Source organism: Aestuariibaculum sp. YM273 (assembly GCF_030908365.1).
GTDB lineage: Bacteria > Bacteroidota > Bacteroidia > Flavobacteriales > Flavobacteriaceae > Aestuariibaculum > Aestuariibaculum marinum.
In genome coordinates this window covers 2531035-2553793 of sequence record NZ_CP133090.1, presented here as the reverse complement: position 1 = coordinate 2553793, position 22759 = coordinate 2531035, and the positions used below count along the sequence as shown (strand labels likewise).

Genomic DNA, 22759 nt, shown 5'->3' with positions numbered 1-22759 from the left:
AACCATGACCTCGACTACTCTATTTTATATTATTATAGCCATAATTGTTATCAACTTTATCGTTGACAAAATTCTAGATGCTCTTAATGCTAAACATTTCAATGATGCTTTACCTGAAGACTTACAAGATGTTTACGATGAAACTGAATACAAAAAATCACAAAACTATAAAGCTACCAAGTATAAATTCGGCATTATAACCTCAACATTTTCTATTGTTTTAACCTTAGGGTTTCTATTGTTAGATGGTTTTGAATTTGTAGATGACATAGCCAGAACCTACAGTGAAAACCCGATTATTATTGCATTAATATTCTTCGGAATTATTATGATTGGAAGCGATATTTTAACCACGCCATTTTCATATTACAGCACCTTTGTAATTGAAGAACAATTCGGATTTAACAAAACAACACTAAAAACATTTATTCTCGATAAAATAAAAGGCTGGTTGATGATGGCTATTGTTGGTGGAGGTATTCTAGCTTTAATTATTTGGTTTTATCAGTCTACAGGAGAACAATTCTGGTTATATGCCTGGGGATTGGTTACCGTTTTCATAGTATTTATGAATATGTTTTATTCGAAACTTATCGTCCCTTTATTCAACAAACAAACGCCATTAGAAGCAGGCGATTTACGCGAGAAAATCTCAGCATATGCCAACACTGTTGGTTTTAAGCTCGATAAAATATTTGTGATTGACGGTTCTAAACGTAGCACGAAAGCCAATGCTTACTTCTCTGGATTTGGAAGCGAAAAACGCGTAACACTTTACGACACGTTAATTAATGATTTAGAAGATGAAGAAATTGTCGCCGTGTTAGCTCATGAAGTAGGACACTACAAAAAGAAACACATTATTTTCAATTTAGTATCTTCGGTTTTACTTACAGGAATTATGCTTTATGTGTTATCGATTTTCATTTCAAATCCGTTACTATCAAATGCTTTGGGCGTCAACATTCCGAGTTTTCATATTGGATTAATTGCCTTCGGGATGCTATACTCGCCTATTTCTGAAATTACGGGATTAATTATGAATGTATTCTCTCGCAAGTTTGAATACCAAGCTGATGATTATGCCAAAACAACTTATAAAGGAGAACCTTTAATTACATCGTTAAAAAAACTTTCGAAAAACAGCTTAAGTAATTTAACCCCGCATCCGGCGTATGTGTTTATGCATTATTCTCACCCTACCCTTTTACAACGCATTCAGAACTTAAAGAAGTAGACTTTTGAAAAAAGACAAAAAACATTCAAAATATCAATTAACGATAAAAATAAAGGCGTGTTATTCACACGCCTTATTTAGTTTAGTTTGGTAGTTAAACGTTTATACAATAGAGTGACCTTTTATATAAACCGATTCTATTTGATTTGCACCAAATGAATATGGGATAAAGTTATAAGAATTTATTGGTTTCGTCAAAATTAAATTAGCTTCTTTACCTACCGTGATACTTCCAACAGTATCCTGAAGTCCCATAGCATAAGCCCCATTAATAGTTGCAGCGTTTATAGCTTCTTCTGGTGTTAGCTTCATTTTTATACAAGCTGCCGATACGGCAAAATTCATATTTCCTGAAGGTGAAGACCCCGGATTATAATCGGTTGCTAAAGCCAAAGGTAGCCCTGCATCAATTATTTTTCGTCCTGGTGTATACGGAATACTTAAAAAGAAAGAACAGCCTGGCAGAGCTACCGGCATGGTTTTCGAACCTTTTAAAGCTTCAATATCTTCATCTTTCATTTCTTCTAAATGATCTACCGAAAGGGCTTCATGTTTTACGCCTGCCTGAACACCTCCAATTGAGGTAAACTGATTCACGTGAATTTTTGAAATTAAACCATGTTTCTTTCCCGCTTCCATAATGAACTCGGTATCTTCAACAGAAAAATAGCCTTCTTCACAAAATATATCGACAAATTCAGCTAAACCTTCTTCTGCGATTTTAGGCATCAGTTTTTCAACCAACATATTTAAATAGCCAGCTTTATCATTTTTATATTCCGTTGGAACGGCATGCGCGCCTAAAAACGTAGCTTTTATAGGTAGCTTGTAATTTTCCTTTAAACGCTTAATCACACGAAGCATTTTTAATTCGGAAGCTTCGGTTAATCCGTAGCCTGATTTAATTTCAACAGCACCCGTACCTAAAGCGATAATTTCATCTAAACGGACTTTGGTTTGATCGTACAAATCGTCTTCAGAAGTTTCCTGTAATTTCTTTGCCGAATTTAATATACCACCACCTTTAGCTGCAATTTCATGATAGGATAAGCCTTTAATCTTATCGACAAATTCACTTTCTCGATTTCCGGCGTAAACCAAGTGTGTGTGCGAATCGCACCAGGCTGGCAATATCATTTTTCCGGTAGCATCAACAACTTCATCGGTTTCAACATTCGGACATTCGGTCATTGAACCAAAATCTTTAATGATACCCTCTTCAACTAACAGATAAGCATTTTTTATGGTTGGTAAGTCGCTCATGGCTTTACCAGCAACAAAGTTTAAACCTGCTTCTCTTACCTGAAGTAATTCTTTTATATTTTTAAATAGTGTACGCATTAAAATAAGTTTTTCAGTAAATCGTCTGCTACTAAGTTAGGGATTGTCACCGTTAAATTTGGTGTACGCTCCATTTCGCGTTTTATAGCGAATAAGGCCTCATCGTTTCTTGCCCAACTTCTTCTAGCTATACCGTTATTCACATCGAAAAACAGCATATTTTTCAACTTAGCATCTGCTTCTGCCGACCCGTCTAATACCATTCCGAAGCCACCGTTCATAACTTCTCCCCAGCCTACACCACCACCATTGTGGATAGACACCCAGGTAGCACCTCTAAAGCTATCGCCAATTACATTATGAATCGCCATATCAGCCGTAAATTTACTTCCGTCATAAATATTTGAGGTTTCACGGTATGGTGAATCGGTTCCACTTACATCGTGGTGATCGCGACCTAATACTACAGGACCAATTTGTCCCGCTGCAACGGCATTGTTAAAGGCTTCAGCGATTTTAGCACGACCTTCTGCATCGGCGTATAAAATACGTGCCTGCGAGCCAACCACCATTTTATTCTTCTTCGCGTCTTTAATCCAGGTGATGTTATCCTGCATTTGCAACTGAATTTCCTCAGGTGAATTTTTCATGATGTCCTGAAGCACATTCATGGCGATTTCATCGGTTTTATCTAGATCTTCTGGTTTTCCTGAAGTACACACCCAACGGAATGGTCCGAAACCATAATCGAAACACATCGGTCCTAAAATATCCTGAACATAAGACGGATATTTAAAATCGATATTATTTTCAGCCATCACATCGGCACCTGCACGAGAGGCTTCTAATAAAAATGCATTCCCGTAATCGAAGAAATACGTTCCTCTTCCTGAATGCTTATTAATCGCATCGGCATGACGTCGTAATGATGTCTGTACTTTTTCTTTAAATACCTCTGGTTCTTCACGGATTAATCGGTTTGATTCTTCATACGATAATCCAACCGGATAATAACCACCTGTCCATGGAATATGTAAAGACGTTTGATCGGAGCCTACATGAATGAAAATATCTTCTTCATAAAAACGCTCCCAAACATCCACTACATTACCGATAAAAGCAATTGAAACCACTTCTTTTGCTTCCTGAGCGGTTTTTACACGAGCCACTAAATCATCTAAATTATCAACCAATACATCGACCCAACCTTGCGCATGACGTTTTGTGGCTGCTTTTTCATTTACTTCAGCTGCAATGGTAATACATCCTGCAATGTTACCTGCTTTAGGTTGCGCACCACTCATCCCTCCTAATCCTGCAGTTAAAAATATTTTACCTGCTGGCCTATCGCCTTTTGGTAATTTCTTTCTAAAGGCATTCATCACGGTAATGGTTGTTCCGTGAACGATTCCTTGCGGACCAATATACATAAACGAACCCGCAGTCATTTGTCCGTATTGCGTCACTCCAAGCGCATTGAATTTCTCCCAATCGTCCGGTTTTGAATAATTAGGAATCATCATACCATTGGTTACAATCACACGAGGCGCATTTTTGGAAGACGGAAATAATCCCATGGGGTGACCAGAATACATGTGTAAAGTCTGCTCATCAGTCATCGTTGCCAAATACTGCATCGCTAATAAATACTGTGCCCAGTTTTGAAACACGGCACCGTTACCGCCGTAAGTTATTAACTCTTCAGGGTGTTGCGCCACAGCAGGATCTAGATTATTTTGAATCATGAGCATAATCGCCGCCGCTTGAACCGTTTTTGCAGGATATTCTTCAATACCTCTCGCAAACATTTTATAAGCAGGCTTAAACCGATACATATAAATTCTTCCGAAGTCATTCAACTCCTGAGCAAATTCAGGAGCTAATTCTTCATGCCACGCTTTTGGAAAATAACGCAACGCATTTCGAATTGCCAATTGCTTTTCATCTTTGCTTAAAATATCTTTTCGCTTTGGTGCTCTATTGGCATCTGTAGGATAGTTATATTTAGGTGGTAATTCACTTGGAATACCTTGTAATATGTGTTCTTGAAATGTCATAGTTGGATTATTTTACAATGAATGACTGCGTTTTTACTAACTGAATTAAAGCATTGATATCATCTTTAAGAATACGATCTTCTTCTAACTTTGCTACTTTACTTCTAACTATTGCGAAGTTTTTCTCCAAGATAACCGAGAAGGTATTCGGACGACGGAATTCCATAGCCTGTGCCGCATACATTAATTCAATAGCTAAAATCTTTTCGATGTTTCCTAAAATCTGGTTGAACTTACGCCCTGAAATACTTCCCATCGACACGTGATCTTCCTGACCTAAAGACGTAGGCACACTATCGGCAGACGGAGGAAAACATAAGGATTTATTTTCGGTTACTAATGCTGCTGTGGTGTACTGCGGAATCATAAATCCACTGTTTAATCCACCACTTGCCGTTAATAATCGTGGTAAACCAAATTTTCCTTCAAGCAGTAAATAACAACGTCTATCGGCTATATTTCCTAATTCTGATGCTGCAATGGATGCATAATCTAATGCCATCGCTAACGGCTGACCATGGAAATTACCGCCTGAAATCGCTTCAGTTTCACTTAATACAATTGGGTTATCGGTTACCGAATTCATTTCAATTTCAGCTAATTCACTTAAATGATAATATGCATTTCTTGATGCGCCATGAACCTGAGGAATACAACGCATAGAATATGGATCCTGAACGCGCTCACAGTTTTCATGCGACTTGATATTATTTGAATTTTCAAACAACATGCGCATACGCTTTGCTACTTCTAAATTCCCTTGAAACGGACGAATACTATGTAATAATTCTTTAAAAGGCGATTCGCTTCCCTGATAACCTTCTAAACTCATGGCTCCGGCAACATCTGCTAAATCTAACAGATACTCCATTTTTTTCAGTCCTTTAATGGCATGCGACAGAATAAATTGCGTTCCGTTAATTAGGGCTAAACCTTCTTTAGCTGCCAGTTCGATAGGTTCCAAATTATGAGCTTTTAAAACCTCTTTTGCAGGAACAATGTCATCACCAACCCAAAATTCACCTTCACCGAATAATGGTAAAAATAAATGTGATAAGGGAGCTAAATCTCCCGAAGCCCCTACCGAACCTTGTTCAGGTACAACTGGCAATAAATCATTTTCTATAAAATAAATGATTCGTTCAATAACTTCAAGACGAATCCCCGAAAAACCTCTACTTAAAGCATGAGCTTTACAGATTAGCATGATTTTAGATAATTCCTTATCAATTGGGTTACCCACACCTACGGCATGTGTAATCAATAAATTTTTTTGAAGTAAACTAGTTTCTTCTGGCGAAATTTTCACATCACATAATGGTCCGAATCCCGTATTTATACCATATACAGCCTTACTAGAATTGGCCATAACTTCTACCTTCGCTCTACATTCGTTAACTTTTGCTATCGCATAATCGGTTAACACTCCCTTCATCTTTCCTGAAGCTATATCAAGAACCTTATCTACCGTTAGTTTATCGACGCCGTATACAAACATATTTATGTTATTAAGTTGAATTTTATTTATTTCTACAAAATTATCAATAAATTTGATACCTAATAATACCATTATTGCAAACTAATAATAACCATGAGTTATCAAATAGAATTTAGACATCTTAAATATTTCCTCGCCGTTGCAGAAACGTTACACTTTAGAAAGGCGGCTGAAAAGCTATTTATTTCACAACCGGGATTAAGCCGACAAATCAAAGAAATGGAAGATGGCTTAGAGGTGAAACTGTTTGACAGACACAACCGACAGGTGAAACTAACCCCGGCAGGCATCTATTTAAAAGAGGAACTCCATAAAAACTTAAAGAGTTTAGACGCTATTTTGCATCATGCTAAATTATTGGAAGAAGGTAAAGATGGTCAGTTAAATTTTGGTTATGTAGGTTCGGCTATGCAACATATTATTCCCGATTTATTATTGAAGTTCACCAAATCGCATCCTAATATTCTGTTCAGTTTAAAGGAAATGGATAACAACAAACAGATTGAAGGTTTAATTTCTCAGGATATTGATATTGGCTTTGTACGTCTGGAGCGTATTCCTAAAGGGTTAATGGCCACTCCTGTTTTAAAGGAACCGTTTTGTTTGGTGTTACCAAAAGAGCACCCTATTAATATGAATAACTTTGAAAACTTATCGCAATTAAAAGATGAGCCCTTTATTCTTTTCGATCCGGAATACAGTTCTTCTTACTATGAAAATGTGATGAATATTTTTCATCACAGCGGTTTTACACCTTTAGTATCTCACAATACCATTCACGCCGATTCTATCTACAAACTGGTTGAAAATAACTTTGGTATTTCTATTGTACCAAAATCACTTCAAAATCCTTCTATTTCAACTATTAAATTTATTGAATTAGATAACATTCCGCAGCGCACTACCCTTTCAGCAGTTTGGAATACAGACAATAGAAACCCCATTCTTAACAAAATACTTACTTTAATTCATAAAGAAATTTCATAAACACCTTAAAAACAAAGCAAACGACTAACATTTAACGAATAATTAATACCATTAGACACGTCACGTCAGTTGCTGTTAAAATAAAAAGTCTATCTTTGCCGCTTGAAATCCCGAAAGGGTTTATTCCTCAGAGTGAGGATGTGTTACTGGAAGTTTAGGTTTAAGTATGTCGATTCACTTCTTATGTAGCACTACATAACATAATCGAATACTTACATAAAAGAATGAGCACATTCCATGATTTAGGTCTTAACAATGACCTATTACAAGCTATTACAGATTTAGGTTTTGAAAAACCTAGTGAAGTTCAAGAAAAAGCAATCCCGTTATTATTAGAATCTGAAAGCGATTTAGTGGCTTTAGCGCAAACCGGTACCGGAAAAACGGCTGCTTTTGGTTTCCCAATGCTTCAAAAAATAGATTTAAATAGCCGTACTACACAAGGGTTAATCTTGTCGCCTACGCGTGAACTTTGTTTACAAATTGCAAACGAATTAAAAGCTTACGGTAAATATTGTAAGGGCTTAAATGTTGCTGCTATTTACGGTGGTGCCAGTATTACCGATCAGGCCAGAGAAGTAAAACGTGGCGCACAAATTGTTGTGGCTACTCCTGGTCGTATGAAAGATATGATTAGCCGTAACATGGTAGATATTACTAAAATTGAATATTCTGTTTTAGATGAAGCCGATGAGATGTTAAACATGGGCTTTAAAGAAGATATTACTGATATTCTATCGCATACACCTGCAGATAAAAGCACCTGGTTATTTTCTGCAACCATGCCTAAAGAAGTAGCTGCAATTGCAAAAAACTTTATGCATAATCCACAGGAAATTACAGTGGGTAATAAAAATGAAAGTTCTAACAACGTTTCTCATGAGTATTATTTAGTGAATGCCAGAGATCGTTACCAGGCTTTAAAGCGCTTAGCGGATGCAAACCCTGATATTTTTTCAGTAATATTCTGTCGTACAAAACGAGACACTCAAAAAGTTGCCGAACAACTTATTGAAGATGGTTACAACGCTGGTGCTTTACACGGCGATTTAAGTCAGAACCAACGTGATTTGGTAATGAACGCGTTCCGTAAAAACCAGATTCAAATGCTTGTAGCTACAGACGTAGCCGCTCGTGGTATTGATGTAGACGATGTAACTCACGTAATCAACTACCAGTTACCTGACGAAGTTGAAACCTATACCCACCGTTCTGGTCGTACCGGACGTGCTGGTAAAACAGGGGTGTCTATGGTTATCGTTTCAAAAAGTGAAGTTCGAAAAATAAAAAGTATCGAGCGCATCATTAAAAAGCAATTCGACAAAAAAGACATTCCGAACGGTATGGAAATTTGCGAAGTGCAGTTAATGTCGCTTGCGAATAAAATTCACAATACTGAAATCAATCACGAGATTGACAAATATTTAACCAGTATTAATGAATTGTTTGAAGATACAACTAAAGAAGAATTAATTAAAAAAGTGTTCTCTGTTGAGTTTACTCGTTTCTTTAACTACTACCAGAAAGCAAAAGACCTTAATATTTCGGAAGGTTCTCAAGATAGCGGACGCGAGTTTAAAGGTGGTAAAAACGATTCTACACGTTACTTTATCAATGTTGGAGGTAAAGATGGTTTCGATTGGATGAAACTTAAAGACTTCTTAAAAGAACAATTAGACTTAGGTCGTGATGATATCTTTAAAGTAGAAACTAAAGACAGTTTCTCTTTCTTTAATACGGAAAACGAACTTAGAGAAAAAGTGTTAGCCCACTTCACCGACTTTAAACAAGAAGGTCGGTTTGTAAATGTTGAAGTTTCTGAAAACCGTGGAGGCGGAGGAAGACGTGGCGGAAAACGTTCTGGAGGACCAAGAAGTGATAGACGAGGAGGTAATAAAGACTCTCGCCCAAGACGTTCAGGCGATTTCAAAGCTTCTAATGGAGAAAGATCTGGAAAATCAAGAAGACGTTCAGAAGGCGATTCAAAATCTAACAACTCTAAAATTTCAAGACCAAGACGTTCAAGAAGATAGGTCTGAATTTTGTTAATTTTAAGTCAAAAAAAATTATTGACGACTTGTTTTATTCATTAGTTTAGTACATTTATAGACGAATAAGCGTTATTTAATTTACATGAAAAATTACCTACTACTTTTCTTTTTATTAGTTTTTTCAACTATTAGTATAGCACAGGAAGCCGAAAAGGCTTTAGGAGTAGTAGTTAATTCTTCCGATGGAAAACCGTTGGAAAATGTAAACATCGTCAACCTGAATCAGGTTATAGGTACAGCGACAAATAAACAGGGAGAATTTGAAATTAACGCCAAACCTAATGACACTTTACATTTATCGTATTTAGGTTTTAAGTCCATTAAAGTTAGAGTTACTAACGACTGGCTTAAATTTGGTTCAGCCACTATCGAGTTAACCGAATTAGCTTTGGCGCTTGAAGAAGTTGTGGTAAACCAATTAAAATTAACCGGATATTTAGAAGTTGATGTTAAGCAGGTTCCTGTAATTAATGATAATTACAGATACCAGATTTCAGGATTACCAAGTACAGGATACGAAGCCAACTCGGCTGGAACCTTATCAAAAATTGTAGGATCCATATTTAACCCTGCCGATTTTTTACATCGTACCTTTGGTAAAAAGCCTAACGAAATGCGAAAGCTTAAAAAGATGAAGCAGGATGATGAAATACGTAACCTTTTAGCATCGCGTTTCGATCGGGAAATGTTAATGGCTTTACTAAATATTGATCGTGTAGATTTAGATGAAATTGTAAGTCAGTGTGATTATTCAAAAGAATTTATTCAAACAGCAAACGACTTACAAATTCTTGATGCTATTAGTGAATGTTACGAAGAATACAAGTTGTTAAACCGAGAACGATAACACAATAAAAATATAACTAAGAAGGAAGCCAAGTGCTTCCTTTTTTTTATCTATAACCTTTAAATTTTTGTTAACTAGAGCGTTAAACTTTCATAAAGCGCATTTCAACTTACTTACAAAATTCTAATTTAAACACGAATTAACTTACAACCGTGTTTATGAATAACATTACTTATCTTCTGTTTCTTATTCTTCCAATAACCATTTCTGCACAGCATGTAAACGGAAGGGTTTATAACGAAAAGTCTACCGCAAAAAGCATTGGTGTTTTTAATCTCACTACACGCCAATACACTTATACAAACGAAGATGGTGATTTTACCATTAAAGCAGCAGTTAATGATACCTTATTATTTTCATCTGAATTTTATAAACCGCAACAACTTATTGTTCAAAATAAACACTATAACATGACCAATGTTATAGAACTTACAACTCAGGTGAATACTTTAGGTACAGTCAGTCTGAGTCATACAGCTAAATTCAATGCTAATAAATATCAGGCTAATTTAGGGGAACAAATAGCAAACGACATAAAAAACCGGCCTTATTTATACAGTCCACCACCAAATCCGCAAGGCGATTTAACCTTACTAGTAGACCTGATTAGAAGCCTCTTTAAATCTAAAAAAGAAAAGGAAACTCCTCCTAAACCGATGACCTATAAAAACTTTTATGCCCTGTTCAATACCAATGGTTTCTTTTCGGAAGACTTATTGATAAAAGATTTAAATATTGAAAGAAAGCACATTCCTCTATTCTTCGATTATTGTGATGCCAAACAACTAAAAAGTGATTTACTGTTACCTGAAAATAAAATGATATTGCTAGATTCTTTAATAAAATTCAGTAGAACATTTAAAACACATATTGCTGAAGTTGATTCTACATTAATAAAAAACTAATTCTTATCCTTATAATAATGCCCTACAATATCGTCGTAACTTTTAATAGTCTTTTTAACCCAGTCTAAACGTTTTTCAAGTTTTTCTTCTTCGGTTAATTGCCAGTCGACGTTGCTTTGTTTTAATTTAGTTGTAACATGCTGAAGAATAATAGCTGCACTTACAGAAATATTTAAGCTTTCGGTAAAACCAGACATCGGTATTTTTAAATAACTATCGGCTGCATTTAAAACCTCATCCGACAGACCTTCGGTTTCTCTTCCAAAGAAAAAACAAGACTTTTTAGTCGCATCAAATTCATGTAGCTCGCAATCGTTAGTGTGGGGTGTCGTTGCCACAATTTGGTAGCCTTTCTGCTTTAAATCGGCTATACAATCCTTTACTGTATGATATCTGTTTAAATCAACCCATTTTTGAGCTCCCATTGCTATTTCACGATCAATTCGTTTAGAATTCCGCTCTTCAACAATATTCACTTCCTGTATTCCAAACACATCACAACTGCGTATCACGGCACTGGTATTATGCAGTTGGTAGACATCTTCAGTAGCTACAGTAAAGTGCTTGGTACGTTGTTCTAATACTTTATGGAATTTTTCTCGGCGAGAATCGGTTAAATACGTTTCTAAATACTCTAAAAGTTTTTCGTCTATCATGCGTCAAAATTAATAAATTTATACCTCCAAAGACATACCCTCATTCAGTAATTCTGTATAAATGAAAAAACATATTGTTGTACTTACCGGAGCAGGCATGAGTGCCGAAAGTGGCATTAAAACCTTTAGAGACGAAAACGGCTTATGGGAAGGGCATGATGTTATGGAAGTTGCAACACCTGAAGGTTTTAATGCGAATCCTGAATTAGTTTTAGAATTTTACAACCAACGCCGCAAACAGCTTTTCGAAGTAGAACCCAATGTGGCTCACAAAGCGATAGCCGAATTAGAAAAAGACTATCATGTTTCTGTGATTACACAAAATGTTGATGATTTACATGAACGTGCAGGGAGCAATCATGTCATTCATTTACATGGCGAATTATTAAAAGTAAGAAGCACTTTTGATGAAACAGATATTATCGACTGGACAACCGATTTAAAACTAGGTGATACCTGCCGAAAAGGGCATCAATTACGACCACACATAGTTTGGTTTGGTGAAGATGTTCCTATGATACCAAAAGCGATAAGCATTTGTGAAACAGCCGATATTTTATTGATTATAGGAACATCAATGCAAGTCTATCCTGCCGCTGGATTAAGACATTATATTCCTTCAGTTACACACACCTATTTTATAGATCCTAAACCGACCATACGAAGCGGTTCTAAATTAACTGTAATTGCTGAAAATGCCACGATTGGTATGAAACAACTTTTAGAGCATTTGTAAAACAAGCCTAAACCACTTTTCAAGACTCTGACAATTAACAAATTAAAATTAAGGTTTTAACATTTGTTAACTTGCATTTTATATTTTAATTGTTATCTTTAGAACTCTCTCCATGGTATAGAAAACATACCATTAACCCTGACCTTGAATGCGAGCTCTACGGCTTATGCAATTTCCTTTACCAACAAACGAACTAAAACAAACAACAACACCATGACTCCTAGTACTAACACAGACAAAAAACGGTCGTATTCATCGTATTACAACAGACAAGACTCAATTAAAAACGAAAAGTACAAACAAGAATTAAATAAAACTCCGGGGTTACCAAAAACCGACATTAAGGAGACCAACAAGACGTACCATTACGAATTAAAAATTCCTGGGTATGTTAAAGATGATTTTAATTTCTATATCGCCGGTGATAAATTAGTAGTTACTACGGAAAGAAGACGACACAATAAAGAAATTGAACCTAATACGCCTTCAAGACATTCATACTGTTATCCATCAGCACTTTTTAAACACAAATTTGCACTACCAGATAATATTGTTAGAAACAAAATAACCGTAGATTATTGTGATGAAGTTTTAAGTTTCGACTTATTTAAAAAATAATTTACAACACAAACTTTTCAAAAATTTCCTCTAAAGTCTGTTCTGGGTCTTTACAAAGTCCGGAATGGACTTCTGAGCTTTGTATAATAGTGCTTCGCGACGCTGTTAACCAATGAAATCGATCTGGTAACTCTAAAGCTCCAATACGCCCTCCCGCCGATTTACCTTCGCAAACCAATTTCCAGGCTTCAAGATATTTATTAATTAAACCGACATCTACATCCTTACAAAACGCTTTAAGCTTAGAATTGTCAACATAATATTTTACACCAAGAAACTTCTTTTGCTTAGCGTAAACAATAGCTCCTATATTAAAGAATTCGCCGCGTTCCACTTTAGGAACTAAACGAATAATAGCATATTCAAACTTAATTCTATCTTGCATCTTCAGCCTCTTTAACCAGTTTATCAATCATAGCTAATTTAGCCTGAAAGTATTCCATATAAGCCAATCGCATGTCTTCTGGGCTCATTTTTTCCGATTCATCTAACAACCAATCTTCCGGAATTAATGCTATAATTTCTCGTAATTTTTCACTAGAAAACGCCTTTTTAATCTCCTTAGCAGCCTCACCTAGTTTTGTAGCCCATGGCAATAACACATGATCTTTTATTAACGGAAACGTTCGAGTAAGGTGATTTTTGTACAAATCCCAATTGTGATGAAAATAAAAACTAGCCCCATTATCTATAACCCACAACTCGTTATTCCAGATGAGTAAATTTGTGTTTTTAACCGTGCGATCGATGTTACTGATGAGACTATCTAACAGAACAATTTTAGAAGCCGTAATAGCATCTACAGTATTGACTAACGGATCGAAAGTTATGGCTCCCGACAAAAAATGTAATCCGAGATTGAGACCAACACTAAATTTGAGTAAATCCTGAATTTCTTCGTCCGGCTCAGTTTTACTGAAAGAATCATCTAAATTCATAAAGACCAACTCAGGCACCTTTAAACCAAGTGTTCTGGCCAACTCTCCTCCCATTAGCTCGGAAATCAAGGCTTTTTTTCCCTGACCGGCGCCTCGAAACTTTAGTACATAAAGAAAATCATCATCTGCATTTACAATGCCCGGAAGCGACCCACCTTCTCGTAAAGGTTTTATATACTGAACCACATCAACAGTGCGTATGTCAATCGTTTTACTCATGAGGCAAAGATAAAAAGTAATAACTAACTAAGCAGCTATGAAAATGAAGAAAAGTATATGTTGCTACATGTTAGAATCTATATTATTCCTTATCCCAGAAACTCCCCTCTGCTTTCAGTTGTTTTTCAAACGCTTCAAAATCATTTAATAATTCTGAAACCAACTCTGGGTTGTCGTTGGCTACATCAATACGTTCACCTAGATCCTTTTCAACCTGAAACAACAAAGGGGTTTCTTTTGAAGCAACATAACCGTAATCATCACCAGTTTGGGAGCCTATACGTTTATGTAATTTCCAGGCATCTTTTCTAATGGCTGAAGGATAATTATCATCATAGGAATAGAAAAACTCAAAATCATCGAATTGAGATGCGGATGATTCGTTAAGTAGTAAATCACTAATATCGCGACCGTCAATCGTTCTGTCTTTTGGTAATTCAGCTCCTGTAATAGACAATATGGTAGGCAGAATATCTAAAGTACTAATTGGTGTTTGCTCATTTCTGTCGCCTTTAATTTTAGCTGGCCAGCTGATAATTCCCGGAACCCGATGACCACCTTCCCAAGTGGAGCCTTTTCCATCTCTAAAAGGTGTTGCATAACCTACTTTCAGACGTGTATCTCCATACTTTTCACTATCAGAACGCGTGCTCCATTTAATCCAGGGGCCGTTATCTGATGAGAAGATTACAATGGTATTCTCTTGAACACCAACCTCTTCAAGCGTACTACAAATTTCTCCGATTGCGGCATCTAACTCTTCCATGACATCTCCTAATTCACCATTTCGCGATTTACCTTTAAATTTATCACTTACAAACAAGCCCAAATGCGGCATATTATATGGGATGTAGGCGAAAAACGGATTCGACTTATTCTTTTTAATGAAGTTAACAGCAGCCTTAGTACATACCCCTGTAAGCGATTCTGAAGCCAGCGTATCTGAAGGTAAATTTTTTGCTAAAACCTTATAACCTTTTGCCGGGCTATGACCTTCATTATCACTTTGCAATAACATTGAATTATTATAATCGTGAGACACATTGGTACCTATCCACTCATCGAAACCATGAGCTAATGGCAAGGCATCGGGTGTAAAGTTATTCTTCTCGTTAGGTGTTCCTAAATGCCATTTTCCGAACATTCCGGTCTTATACCCTACTGATTTTAATCCTTCTGCTAAAGTCAACTCATTGGTATGAATATACTGTTTTGTTCCAGGTGCAATAACCCACCAGCCTAATCCTGAGCGTCCCGGATAACGTCCTGTAAGCAGAGAATATCTTGATGCCGAACAAGCAGCAGCCGTAACATAAAACTGGGTAAAGCTAACACCACTTTCTTTAAGTTTGGTGATGTTTGGTGTTTTTATTGTTGGGTTTCCATTATGTGCTACATCTCCATAACCACTATCATCAAGATAAAACAAAACCACATTAGGTTTGGAGGTATCAACTTGATCTATCTTAGACGTTGATGTATTACAAGAAAAAAACGACAGCGCTACTAAACAATAAAAAAGAGGTTTCATAAATTTTATTCTAAAAAGGGTATGTTTTAATGCACCCTAAAGTAAAATAATTTTATGGTTTACCTAATTTATTTAGACAGACGCCAGTTTTAAGCCTTTAAATCGATTTGTTTTAAACTCTCTATGCGATTACGTTTTAAGAAATCGTCGATAGTTTCAAAGTGTTCAATAACACGCTGGTCCTTGAATTCGAATACCTTTTGCGATAATCCTTGAAGAAAATCACGGTCGTGAGACACTAAAATCAAAGTACCATCGAAATTCTTTAAGGCTTCTTTTAGAACGTCTTTCGATTTTAAATCTAGGTGATTGGTTGGCTCATCGAGAATTAGCAAATTAACGGGCTCTAAAAGTAATTTTACCATGGCCAGTCGTGTTTTTTCTCCACCTGAAAGCACACCTACTTTTTTATCGATATCGTCACCTTTAAACATAAAACCTCCTAAGATGTTTTTTATCTGCGTACGAATATCGCCTTCGGCAACTTCATCAACGGTTTGAAAAATGGTAAGATTATCATCTAATAAAGAGGCTTGATTTTGTGCAAAGTAGCCCACTTTAACATTATGACCTAAACCACACTGCCCTTGTACATCAATCTCTCCCATAATCGCTTTGATCATGGTCGATTTCCCTTCTCCATTTCGTCCGACAAAAGCAACCTTTTCTCCTCTTGAAATAGACATATTAGCATCTTTAAACACCACATGGTCATCGTAAGATTTCGATAAATCCTTAACCGTTACCGGATAATCTCCGGAACGCGGTGCTGGAGGAAAACGCAATTTTAAAGCTGACGTATCAACTTCATCAACTTCAATAATTTCCAGTTTTTCAAGCATACGTTCACGCGAATTCACCTGATTGGTTTTAGAATATGTACCTTTAAAACGCTCTATAAACGCTTTCGTTTCAGCAATAAATTTTTGTTGTTCTTCGTAAGCTTTTAACTGATGTATTCTGCGGTCTTCACGCAATTGTAAGTAATGCGAATAGTTCGCTTTATAATCGTAAATACGCCCCATAGTCACTTCTATGGTACGGTTAGTAATATTATCGATAAATGCCTTATCGTGCGAAATCACCATAACAGCTTTGGCCTTATTAACTAAAAAGTCTTCTAACCAGATTACCGATTCGATATCAATGTGGTTGGTAGGCTCATCGAGAAGAATTAAATCTGGTTTTTGCAATAATATTTTAGCCAGCTCAATACGCATGCGGTACCCACCACTAAACTCGCTGGTTAATCGTGTAAAATCTTCGCGTTTAAACCCTAAGCCACGTAAAGCTTTTTCAACTTCGGCATCATAATTCACCTCTTCAAGCGCATAGAATTTTTCCCCTAGATCAGATACTTTTTCAATGATTTTCATGTAATCATCAGACTCGTAATCAGTACGGGTTTCCAGCTCTTTATTAAGACGATCCATTTCGTCTCGCATTTCAAAAATATGATTGAAAGCTTTTGATGCTTCCTTAAAAACCGTACAGTCGTCTTCAGTTAATAGGTGCTGTGGTAAATAAGCAATCACCACATCTTTTGGAAAACGCACAGCGCCACGTGTTGCCTTTTGCTCGCCTGCAATAATTTTCATCATGGTACTTTTCCCAGCACCATTTTTTCCCATTAAAGCAATTTTATCGTTCTCATTAATAGTAAACGACACATCACTAAATAAAGCACTTCCACCAAATTCTACTGCTAAAGCATCGACTGAAATCATATTCTGAATTTTAAAGCCGCAAAGCTAGGAAAAACCCCTTTAATAATCTACGATAAACTATTAAGGCAATGTTTATTTCAATTGAAAAATCACGACAGTCCCTTCTTAACATTTTAATAAAACTAGGATTACTTTAAGAAAAACCCGGAGTTATAATTTGCCGTATTAAAAATATACCCAACCAATGATTAAGAAAATTGCCTGCCTTTTACTAGCTTCTTTAATTTTAAACTGTTCGAATGAAAGCGATAACGATGTTTCTCCAGAAACACATGCTACCTTAAGAATGAGCTTAGATTACTGGAGCAACTTAAAGCATCTTCACAATGCATCTTATAAGTATACCGTAAGGACAAAAACCGAATTAGGTTACGACTGCAACACAACAATTACAGTTAAAAATGGTGAAATTATTTCCCGGTCATTTGAGGTTTACACACAATATGACGACGAGGCAAATTATCTGGATTTCGAAAACCGAATTATATTAAAATCGTTCTTTGAAGATAAAAATGCTATTGGAACACACAATTGCGCATCGAATGACGACGACAACAATAGTATTTCATTTTGTTACGCAGCACCAGCATTAACCATTGACGAGCTTTACAGCACGTGTTTAAAAAAATATTTATCGGTAAATCCATCATCTAACGAAATTACTTTTAACGTAGATGAAAAAAATATTCTTAAAGATTGCTATTACACTTCGAACTATAGTGAAGATGATAATTTCTTTGGTATAAAACTAACACATTTTGAGTGGCTTTAGAATAAGTCTCTAAATAACGAAAACCTATAGCCTAATGACTTGAATAAGCGCAACGTTTTTCTTATTTTTATAGCTGCTAAACAAATAAGATAGGATTTATGAAAAAGAAATTTGTTGCCCTTGCTTTGATTTTACTCACCTGCACCATAAATTTTAGCTGCGATGGTAACCGCGCTTCACAAGCCAAAAGCCTTTATAATTTTAAAATCAGTTTAGACTCTTGGAATAATTTAAAACATTCCAACGAGAATTCTTATAGTTATACGGTAAGTTCTCGGTCTGTATTTGGTTCAGGAACAAACACCTCTATTACCGTTTTAGATGGTAAAGTGACCTCCAGAGTTTACGAAGCTTATACCCTTTACAATGAAGTTTCTGGAAATTATTTAGGGTTCGAAAATCGCATTGTTCTTGAAGCCTACACTGAAAGTTATGAAACCTTAGGTACTCATACTTCAGGAGCTCCGGCTTTAACTATAGACGAACTTTACAATACGTGCTTAAGTGAGTATTTATCTGTTGATCCAGACGACAACCATGTTACATTTAACTATGATTCAAATAACATTATTGAAAATTGTTATTATGTACCAGATGGCTGTATGGATGATTGTGCTGTAGGAGTTTCGCTTTCTAATTTTGAATGGCTAACCGACAACCCTGTAAGTATTGCGCATAGCAAACAGGAAAATTTTAATTAAGAATTATTTATTCTTTTCTTCAATCCACTTGCTCATAAACTTGGTGCTTTGCATACTATGATGCTGAAGCATTTGCCCTGTGAAGTTACTTAAACGGTGTTGTTCTAAATTATCATTAGTTTTCTGTATGACTTTAGAAAATGCCATTTGATGTATTTCTGCTTTAAAACGACTATTGATGATGTTAAATCCGTTTTGCTGCTTGGCTTTCCAGAGGATTTTATTTTGGTATAAATCAACAGCCTTTTCGGCAAAAACTTTTGGATCATCTTCAATACATCCGTTTGCTTCTAATTCACCAAACATACCTTCTGCGGCAATATTTGACATGATGCATGGCGTTCCGTTTTGCATAGCATCTACCAGTTTACCTTTCAGTCCAGCGCCAAACCTCAATGGCGCCAAACACACTTTAGCCTGTTGCATCACCTGATGAACATCGTTTGCAAAACCTTTAATTAAAAACCCGTCTTTTGTATTATGCAACTGATTCACTTTTTGCGAAGCATACGCCCCGTAAATGTGCATTTCGGCATGTGGCAACTGCTTTCTAATTAATGGCCAGATGGTTTCCTTTAAATATAAAACCGCATTGTAATTTGGTTCATGTAAAAAATTGCCTATGGTTATAAAATGCTGACGTTTTTCAAATGTTGGTACTTTTAGAATGTGTTCTTCTGAAATATTATCAAGTAGAAAAGGTAAATAGACCAATAAATTACGGGGAACTTTAAATTCAGAAGTCAAGAGGTTTATTTCAGCTTCAGAAATCATTAATGTTAAATCACACCGGTAAATACTGGCTATTTCACGCTTAGCAATATCATTAAATAAGTACGTTTTTGAAAATGGCTGTTTATCTTTAAACGCCTGATGTCTTCCCTTTCTTAAGCAGTGTAAATCTTCGGTATCCAGAATTCGTAATGCACCGGGACATTCCTGAGCCACGCGCCACCCGAATTGTTCTTCAGTCATGAACCTGTCGAACACTACCACATCCGGATTTAAGTCTTTTACAAAAGCATTAAAACTAGAGTTATTCAATTCAATAAAAACCTGATTAATTCCAAATTCTTCAAGATTAACAGCATTATCGGTTTTAGCACAGGAACTGGCAAAGGTGATTTCATAATGTTCCGATTGAAAAAAATGAATCAATTGCATCATTCTGCTACCGGCAGCAGAACTTTTGGGTTCCGGCCAAACAAAACCAATAATTAAAAGCTGCTTACTCATGAAAAGCCATTTTTAAATTTTCAGCAAAAGTAAAAGAATAAAGTAAAACCTATTCTGGTTGCGGCATCATACTGTATTTAACACGTACCAACTTTGCCCAATCTATAACAGCCTTAATTTGATCTTCAGAAAGATTCGCTTCACTATGCGTAATGGTATATGATTTTAAAGGCATGCTTTTGTCTTCAACCATCTCAATAAGCTCTTCAAACTTGTGGTCTTTACGTTTTACTGAATTCCCTACCCAGTTCGATACATTAAAGTGTTTTTTTCCGTCTTCTATATGTTCGGCTAACCAATAATTTACAGGCGTAATATTATTGTACCAAGGGTATCGGGTTACATCACTATGGCAATCGTAGCAAGTTTCTTCTAAAATAGCTTTTACATCGGCTGGCGGATTGGTTTCTGCTAAAAACGGTTCTATAGAAGCCATATCTCCTTCATTTTTTTCAGGACCGAAAAATTGCGCGATAACAATTAAAACAAGAAGTGCCAGTACCATTTTTTTTAGTAATTTCATCTGTATATTATTTTACCATAGGTTTTGAAAGGTCTAAAATAGTAAATTATAGAATGACTTCAGACGAATTTTATAAAGAATTATCTTATATAACGGCAGCTCGTAACGACCGCTTACAGTTTAGTGAACTGGTATTAAATGACATGTCTTTATTTCCTAATTTAATAAGCATTTCGTTTATGGTTGACGACGCTACTTCTTCTAAAGCAACTTGGGTTTTAGAATTTGTCTGCCATGAATACATCTATGCCATCATTCCGTATTTAGACTTTTTCACCAACAACCTAAACAAAATTCATTTAGAATCTTCCATACGTCCCATAGCTAAAATATGTACTTTTATTGCCGAACGTTACACCTCGAAGCAACCCAACCCCATAAAAAAATCATTAGAGTCAAAGCATAAAGAAAAAATAATTGAAACCTGCTTCGACTGGATGATTAACGATCATAAAGTAGCTGCCAAAGTACATGCTATGGAAACCCTATTTTTATTGGGAAAAGAAACGCCTTGGGTACACCCGCAACTGTTAGATATTTTACAGCAAGATTTTCATCATCAAAGTGCTGCATTTAAATCCAGGGCAAAGCATATTTTAAATAAAATGAAGAAGCTTAAAAACTTATAACATTGGCCTTCGCTCTTATGGGTAAAAAAGCTATCTTTGCATCTTGAAAAAAATCAAACATCACATGTCATTATCACCACTTAACGCCATCTCTCCTATTGATGGGAGATACAGAAGTAAAGCAGAAGATTTAGCGCCTTATTTCTCTGAAGAAGCTTTAATAAAATATCGTGTTCTTGTAGAAATAGAATACTTTATCGCACTTTGTGAAATTCCTTTACCACAGCTTAAAGATGTAGATGCTTCTATTTTTGAAGATTTAAGAGCTATCTATAAAGATTTTTCTAGTGCTGATGCTTTAGCGATAAAAGACATTGAAAAAGTAACAAACCACGATGTTAAAGCGGTTGAATATTTCATTAAAGAAAAATTCGATGCTTTAAACTTATCACAATACAAAGAGTTTATCCACTTTGGGTTAACATCTCAAGACATTAACAATACCGCAATTCCATTAAGTATTAAAGAAGCGGTAAACAATGTTTACAATCCGGAATACACTTTAGTTTTAGACAAACTTAAAGCTTTAGCAAGTGATTGGTCGGGTATTTCTATGTTGGCAAGAACGCATGGTCAACCAGCATCTCCAACACGTCTAGGAAAAGAAATCGAGGTTTTTATTGTTCGATTAGAAGAACAGTTTAAATTATTAAAGGCAGTTCCTAACGCAGCTAAATTTGGTGGTGCTACAGGAAATTACAATGCGCATAACGTTGCTTATCCAAACATCGACTGGAAAGCTTTCGGAACTAAATTTGTTGAAAACACTTTAGGATTAAATCACTCGTTCCCAACAACTCAAATTGAGCATTACGACCATATGGCGGCTTTATTTGATACGTTAAAACGCATCAACAATATTATTATCGATTTAGACAGAGACATCTGGACGTATGTTTCTATGGATTACTTTAAACAAAAAATTAAAGCTGGTGAAGTTGGAAGTAGCGCTATGCCACACAAAGTAAACCCAATCGATTTTGAAAACTCTGAAGGAAACTTAGGGATTGCTAATGCAATTTTTGAACACCTTGCGGCTAAATTACCGATTTCAAGATTACAACGCGATTTAACAGATAGTACCGTTTTAAGAAACGTTGGTGTACCTTTCGGACATACTTTAATTGGTTTTAAGTCGACTTTAAAAGGTTTAGGCAAATTATTACTTAACGAAGCGAAGTTTGCTGAAGATTTAGAAAATAACTGGGCGGTAGTAGCTGAAGCAATTCAAACTATTTTACGTCGTGAAGCTTATCCAAACCCATACGAGGCTTTAAAAGGTTTAACACGTACAAACGAGAAAATCAACCAAAACTCTATTTCTAATTTTATTGATACCTTAGAGGTTTCTGATGCAATAAAAGAAGAATTAAAACGTATTACACCTAGTAACTATACTGGTATTTAATTTATATGCTAAACGACAAGCAATCGCTGCTGCTTTGCGGTTTATTAATAGGGATTTATTTTGTGTCCGGTGTGCTGGATATTTTAGATAATTATGCCATTAAAACCCTATTAGCTTTAATATTTTTTGCGGTTGTAGGAAATTTAGTTTATGTCAATTCGAAAACGCATAAGCAAAACGAATCTGATGATAATTCATAAAA

At 35.9% G+C, this 22759-nt stretch carries 22 protein-coding genes; 12 read left to right on the top strand and 10 right to left on the bottom strand.

The annotated features are described in order from the left end of the window. Window positions 1–4 precede the first annotated feature (4 nt). Window positions 5–1237 carry a M48 family metallopeptidase gene (locus RBH94_RS11000; RefSeq protein WP_307880941.1) on the top strand — a complete coding sequence of 411 codons (1233 nt, stop codon included), beginning with the start codon at window positions 5–7 and terminating at the stop codon, window positions 1235–1237. Between the two features lie 102 nt (window positions 1238–1339). Here RBH94_RS11000 and hutI read toward each other — a convergent pair whose 3' ends face one another. The 3 genes from hutI to hutH are packed head-to-tail and all read right to left on the bottom strand — an operon-like array spanning window position 1340 to window position 6073. Continuing rightward, window positions 1340–2578 carry an imidazolonepropionase gene (gene hutI, locus RBH94_RS10995; protein ID WP_307880940.1) on the bottom strand — a complete coding sequence of 413 codons (1239 nt, stop codon included), beginning with the start codon at window positions 2576–2578 and terminating at the stop codon, window positions 1340–1342. Next, window positions 2578–4575 carry a urocanate hydratase gene (locus tag RBH94_RS10990; RefSeq protein WP_307880939.1) on the bottom strand — a complete coding sequence of 666 codons (1998 nt, stop codon included), beginning with the start codon at window positions 4573–4575 and terminating at the stop codon, window positions 2578–2580. The genes hutI and RBH94_RS10990 overlap by 1 nt, the downstream gene beginning before the upstream one ends. 7 nt (window positions 4576–4582) lie before the next feature. Beyond that, on the bottom strand, window positions 4583–6073 hold the full coding sequence (gene hutH, locus RBH94_RS10985; protein WP_307880938.1) for a histidine ammonia-lyase: 1491 nt from the start codon (window positions 6071–6073) through the stop codon (window positions 4583–4585). A gap of 93 nt (window positions 6074–6166) precedes the next feature. Between hutH and RBH94_RS10980 the strand changes: the two genes are divergently transcribed. The 4 genes from RBH94_RS10980 (at window position 6167) to RBH94_RS10965 (ending at window position 10863) form a co-directional block, all read left to right on the top strand. Then, window positions 6167–7060 (top strand): LysR family transcriptional regulator, encoded by an 894-nt coding sequence (locus RBH94_RS10980; protein ID WP_307880937.1) that lies wholly within the window; start codon window positions 6167–6169, stop codon window positions 7058–7060. A gap of 224 nt (window positions 7061–7284) precedes the next feature. After that, complete coding sequence (locus RBH94_RS10975; RefSeq protein WP_307880936.1) at window positions 7285–9093, top strand: DEAD/DEAH box helicase; 1809 nt, start codon at window positions 7285–7287, stop codon at window positions 9091–9093. A gap of 100 nt (window positions 9094–9193) precedes the next feature. Next, window positions 9194–9958, top strand: a complete 765-nt coding sequence (locus tag RBH94_RS10970) for a carboxypeptidase-like regulatory domain-containing protein (protein WP_188223677.1) — start codon at window positions 9194–9196, stop codon at window positions 9956–9958. Between the two features lie 158 nt (window positions 9959–10116). Then, entirely contained in the window at window positions 10117–10863 is a 747-nt protein-coding gene (locus RBH94_RS10965) for a hypothetical protein (protein WP_307880935.1), read from the top strand. On the opposite strand, the gene RBH94_RS10960 is transcribed toward RBH94_RS10965, so the two are convergent. Beyond that, window positions 10860–11519 carry an RNA methyltransferase gene (locus RBH94_RS10960; protein WP_307880934.1) on the bottom strand — a complete coding sequence of 220 codons (660 nt, stop codon included), beginning with the start codon at window positions 11517–11519 and terminating at the stop codon, window positions 10860–10862. The two genes, RBH94_RS10965 and RBH94_RS10960, sit on opposite strands and share 4 nt — an antisense overlap. 61 nt (window positions 11520–11580) lie before the next feature. Here RBH94_RS10960 and RBH94_RS10955 point away from each other — a divergent pair, with 61 nt between their 5' ends. Further along, window positions 11581–12255 (top strand): NAD-dependent deacylase, encoded by a 675-nt coding sequence (locus RBH94_RS10955; RefSeq protein WP_307880933.1) that lies wholly within the window; start codon window positions 11581–11583, stop codon window positions 12253–12255. A gap of 213 nt (window positions 12256–12468) precedes the next feature. Beyond that, entirely contained in the window at window positions 12469–12873 is a 405-nt protein-coding gene (locus RBH94_RS10950; protein ID WP_307880932.1) for an Hsp20/alpha crystallin family protein, read from the top strand. A 1-nt stretch (window position 12874) separates the two neighbouring features. Here RBH94_RS10950 and RBH94_RS10945 read toward each other — a convergent pair whose 3' ends face one another. From RBH94_RS10945 to RBH94_RS10930, 4 genes are all read right to left on the bottom strand, one after another. Continuing rightward, complete coding sequence (locus RBH94_RS10945) at window positions 12875–13258, bottom strand: DUF3037 domain-containing protein (RefSeq protein ID WP_307880931.1); 384 nt, start codon at window positions 13256–13258, stop codon at window positions 12875–12877. Further along, window positions 13248–14030 carry a HipA family kinase gene (locus RBH94_RS10940; protein WP_307880930.1) on the bottom strand — a complete coding sequence of 261 codons (783 nt, stop codon included), beginning with the start codon at window positions 14028–14030 and terminating at the stop codon, window positions 13248–13250. Before RBH94_RS10940 ends, RBH94_RS10945 begins: the two co-directional genes overlap by 11 nt. Before the next feature lie 82 nt (window positions 14031–14112). Next, window positions 14113–15561, bottom strand: a complete 1449-nt coding sequence (locus RBH94_RS10935; protein WP_307880929.1) for a sulfatase — start codon at window positions 15559–15561, stop codon at window positions 14113–14115. An 89-nt stretch (window positions 15562–15650) separates the two neighbouring features. Next, a complete protein-coding gene (locus RBH94_RS10930) occupies window positions 15651–17288 on the bottom strand; it encodes an ABC-F family ATP-binding cassette domain-containing protein (RefSeq protein WP_307880928.1) in 1638 nt (545 codons plus the stop codon). A 184-nt stretch (window positions 17289–17472) separates the two neighbouring features. Here RBH94_RS10930 and RBH94_RS10925 point away from each other — a divergent pair, with 184 nt between their 5' ends. Both RBH94_RS10925 and RBH94_RS10920 read left to right on the top strand, forming a co-directional pair. Next, entirely contained in the window at window positions 17473–18060 is a 588-nt protein-coding gene (locus tag RBH94_RS10925) for a hypothetical protein (protein ID WP_307880927.1), read from the top strand. Window positions 18061–18158: 98 nt separating this feature from the next. After that, on the top strand, window positions 18159–18761 hold the full coding sequence (locus RBH94_RS10920) for a hypothetical protein (RefSeq protein ID WP_307880926.1): 603 nt from the start codon (window positions 18159–18161) through the stop codon (window positions 18759–18761). Between the two features lie 3 nt (window positions 18762–18764). Here RBH94_RS10920 and RBH94_RS10915 read toward each other — a convergent pair whose 3' ends face one another. Together RBH94_RS10915 and RBH94_RS10910 are read right to left on the bottom strand one after the other, a co-directional pair. Continuing rightward, complete coding sequence (locus RBH94_RS10915; protein WP_307880925.1) at window positions 18765–19997, bottom strand: glycosyltransferase; 1233 nt, start codon at window positions 19995–19997, stop codon at window positions 18765–18767. Between the two features lie 49 nt (window positions 19998–20046). Then, window positions 20047–20520, bottom strand: a complete 474-nt coding sequence (locus RBH94_RS10910; protein ID WP_307880924.1) for a heme-binding domain-containing protein — start codon at window positions 20518–20520, stop codon at window positions 20047–20049. Between the two features lie 53 nt (window positions 20521–20573). Between RBH94_RS10910 and RBH94_RS10905 the strand changes: the two genes are divergently transcribed. From RBH94_RS10905 to RBH94_RS10895, 3 genes are all read left to right on the top strand, one after another. Continuing rightward, window positions 20574–21149, top strand: a complete 576-nt coding sequence (locus RBH94_RS10905; RefSeq protein ID WP_307880923.1) for an adenylosuccinate lyase — start codon at window positions 20574–20576, stop codon at window positions 21147–21149. A 64-nt stretch (window positions 21150–21213) separates the two neighbouring features. After that, window positions 21214–22557, top strand: a complete 1344-nt coding sequence (gene purB, locus RBH94_RS10900) for an adenylosuccinate lyase (protein ID WP_307880922.1) — start codon at window positions 21214–21216, stop codon at window positions 22555–22557. 5 nt (window positions 22558–22562) lie between these two features. After that, entirely contained in the window at window positions 22563–22757 is a 195-nt protein-coding gene (locus RBH94_RS10895; protein ID WP_307880921.1) for a hypothetical protein, read from the top strand. The last annotated feature ends 2 nt before the right edge of the window (window positions 22758–22759 follow it).

Excerpts from the sequence above, each read along its gene's own strand:
- RBH94_RS11000 (WP_307880941.1), top strand. The coding sequence starts at position 5 with ATGACCTCGACTACTCTATTTTATATTATTATAGCCATAATTGTTATC.
- hutI (WP_307880940.1), bottom strand. The coding sequence starts at position 2,578 with ATGCGTACACTATTTAAAAATATAAAAGAATTACTTCAGGTAAGAGAA.
- RBH94_RS10990 (WP_307880939.1), bottom strand. The coding sequence starts at position 4,575 with ATGACATTTCAAGAACACATATTACAAGGTATTCCAAGTGAATTACCA.
- hutH (WP_307880938.1), bottom strand. The coding sequence starts at position 6,073 with ATGTTTGTATACGGCGTCGATAAACTAACGGTAGATAAGGTTCTTGAT.
- RBH94_RS10980 (WP_307880937.1), top strand. The coding sequence starts at position 6,167 with ATGAGTTATCAAATAGAATTTAGACATCTTAAATATTTCCTCGCCGTT.
- RBH94_RS10975 (WP_307880936.1), top strand. The coding sequence starts at position 7,285 with ATGAGCACATTCCATGATTTAGGTCTTAACAATGACCTATTACAAGCT.
- RBH94_RS10970 (WP_188223677.1), top strand. The coding sequence starts at position 9,194 with ATGAAAAATTACCTACTACTTTTCTTTTTATTAGTTTTTTCAACTATT.
- RBH94_RS10965 (WP_307880935.1), top strand. The coding sequence starts at position 10,117 with ATGAATAACATTACTTATCTTCTGTTTCTTATTCTTCCAATAACCATT.
- RBH94_RS10960 (WP_307880934.1), bottom strand. The coding sequence starts at position 11,519 with ATGATAGACGAAAAACTTTTAGAGTATTTAGAAACGTATTTAACCGAT.
- RBH94_RS10955 (WP_307880933.1), top strand. The coding sequence starts at position 11,581 with ATGAAAAAACATATTGTTGTACTTACCGGAGCAGGCATGAGTGCCGAA.
- RBH94_RS10950 (WP_307880932.1), top strand. The coding sequence starts at position 12,469 with ATGACTCCTAGTACTAACACAGACAAAAAACGGTCGTATTCATCGTAT.
- RBH94_RS10945 (WP_307880931.1), bottom strand. The coding sequence starts at position 13,258 with ATGCAAGATAGAATTAAGTTTGAATATGCTATTATTCGTTTAGTTCCT.
- RBH94_RS10940 (WP_307880930.1), bottom strand. The coding sequence starts at position 14,030 with ATGAGTAAAACGATTGACATACGCACTGTTGATGTGGTTCAGTATATA.
- RBH94_RS10935 (WP_307880929.1), bottom strand. The coding sequence starts at position 15,561 with ATGAAACCTCTTTTTTATTGTTTAGTAGCGCTGTCGTTTTTTTCTTGT.
- RBH94_RS10930 (WP_307880928.1), bottom strand. The coding sequence starts at position 17,288 with ATGATTTCAGTCGATGCTTTAGCAGTAGAATTTGGTGGAAGTGCTTTA.
- RBH94_RS10925 (WP_307880927.1), top strand. The coding sequence starts at position 17,473 with ATGATTAAGAAAATTGCCTGCCTTTTACTAGCTTCTTTAATTTTAAAC.
- RBH94_RS10920 (WP_307880926.1), top strand. The coding sequence starts at position 18,159 with ATGAAAAAGAAATTTGTTGCCCTTGCTTTGATTTTACTCACCTGCACC.
- RBH94_RS10915 (WP_307880925.1), bottom strand. The coding sequence starts at position 19,997 with ATGAGTAAGCAGCTTTTAATTATTGGTTTTGTTTGGCCGGAACCCAAA.
- RBH94_RS10910 (WP_307880924.1), bottom strand. The coding sequence starts at position 20,520 with ATGAAATTACTAAAAAAAATGGTACTGGCACTTCTTGTTTTAATTGTT.
- RBH94_RS10905 (WP_307880923.1), top strand. The coding sequence starts at position 20,574 with ATGACTTCAGACGAATTTTATAAAGAATTATCTTATATAACGGCAGCT.
- purB (WP_307880922.1), top strand. The coding sequence starts at position 21,214 with ATGTCATTATCACCACTTAACGCCATCTCTCCTATTGATGGGAGATAC.
- RBH94_RS10895 (WP_307880921.1), top strand. The coding sequence starts at position 22,563 with ATGCTAAACGACAAGCAATCGCTGCTGCTTTGCGGTTTATTAATAGGG.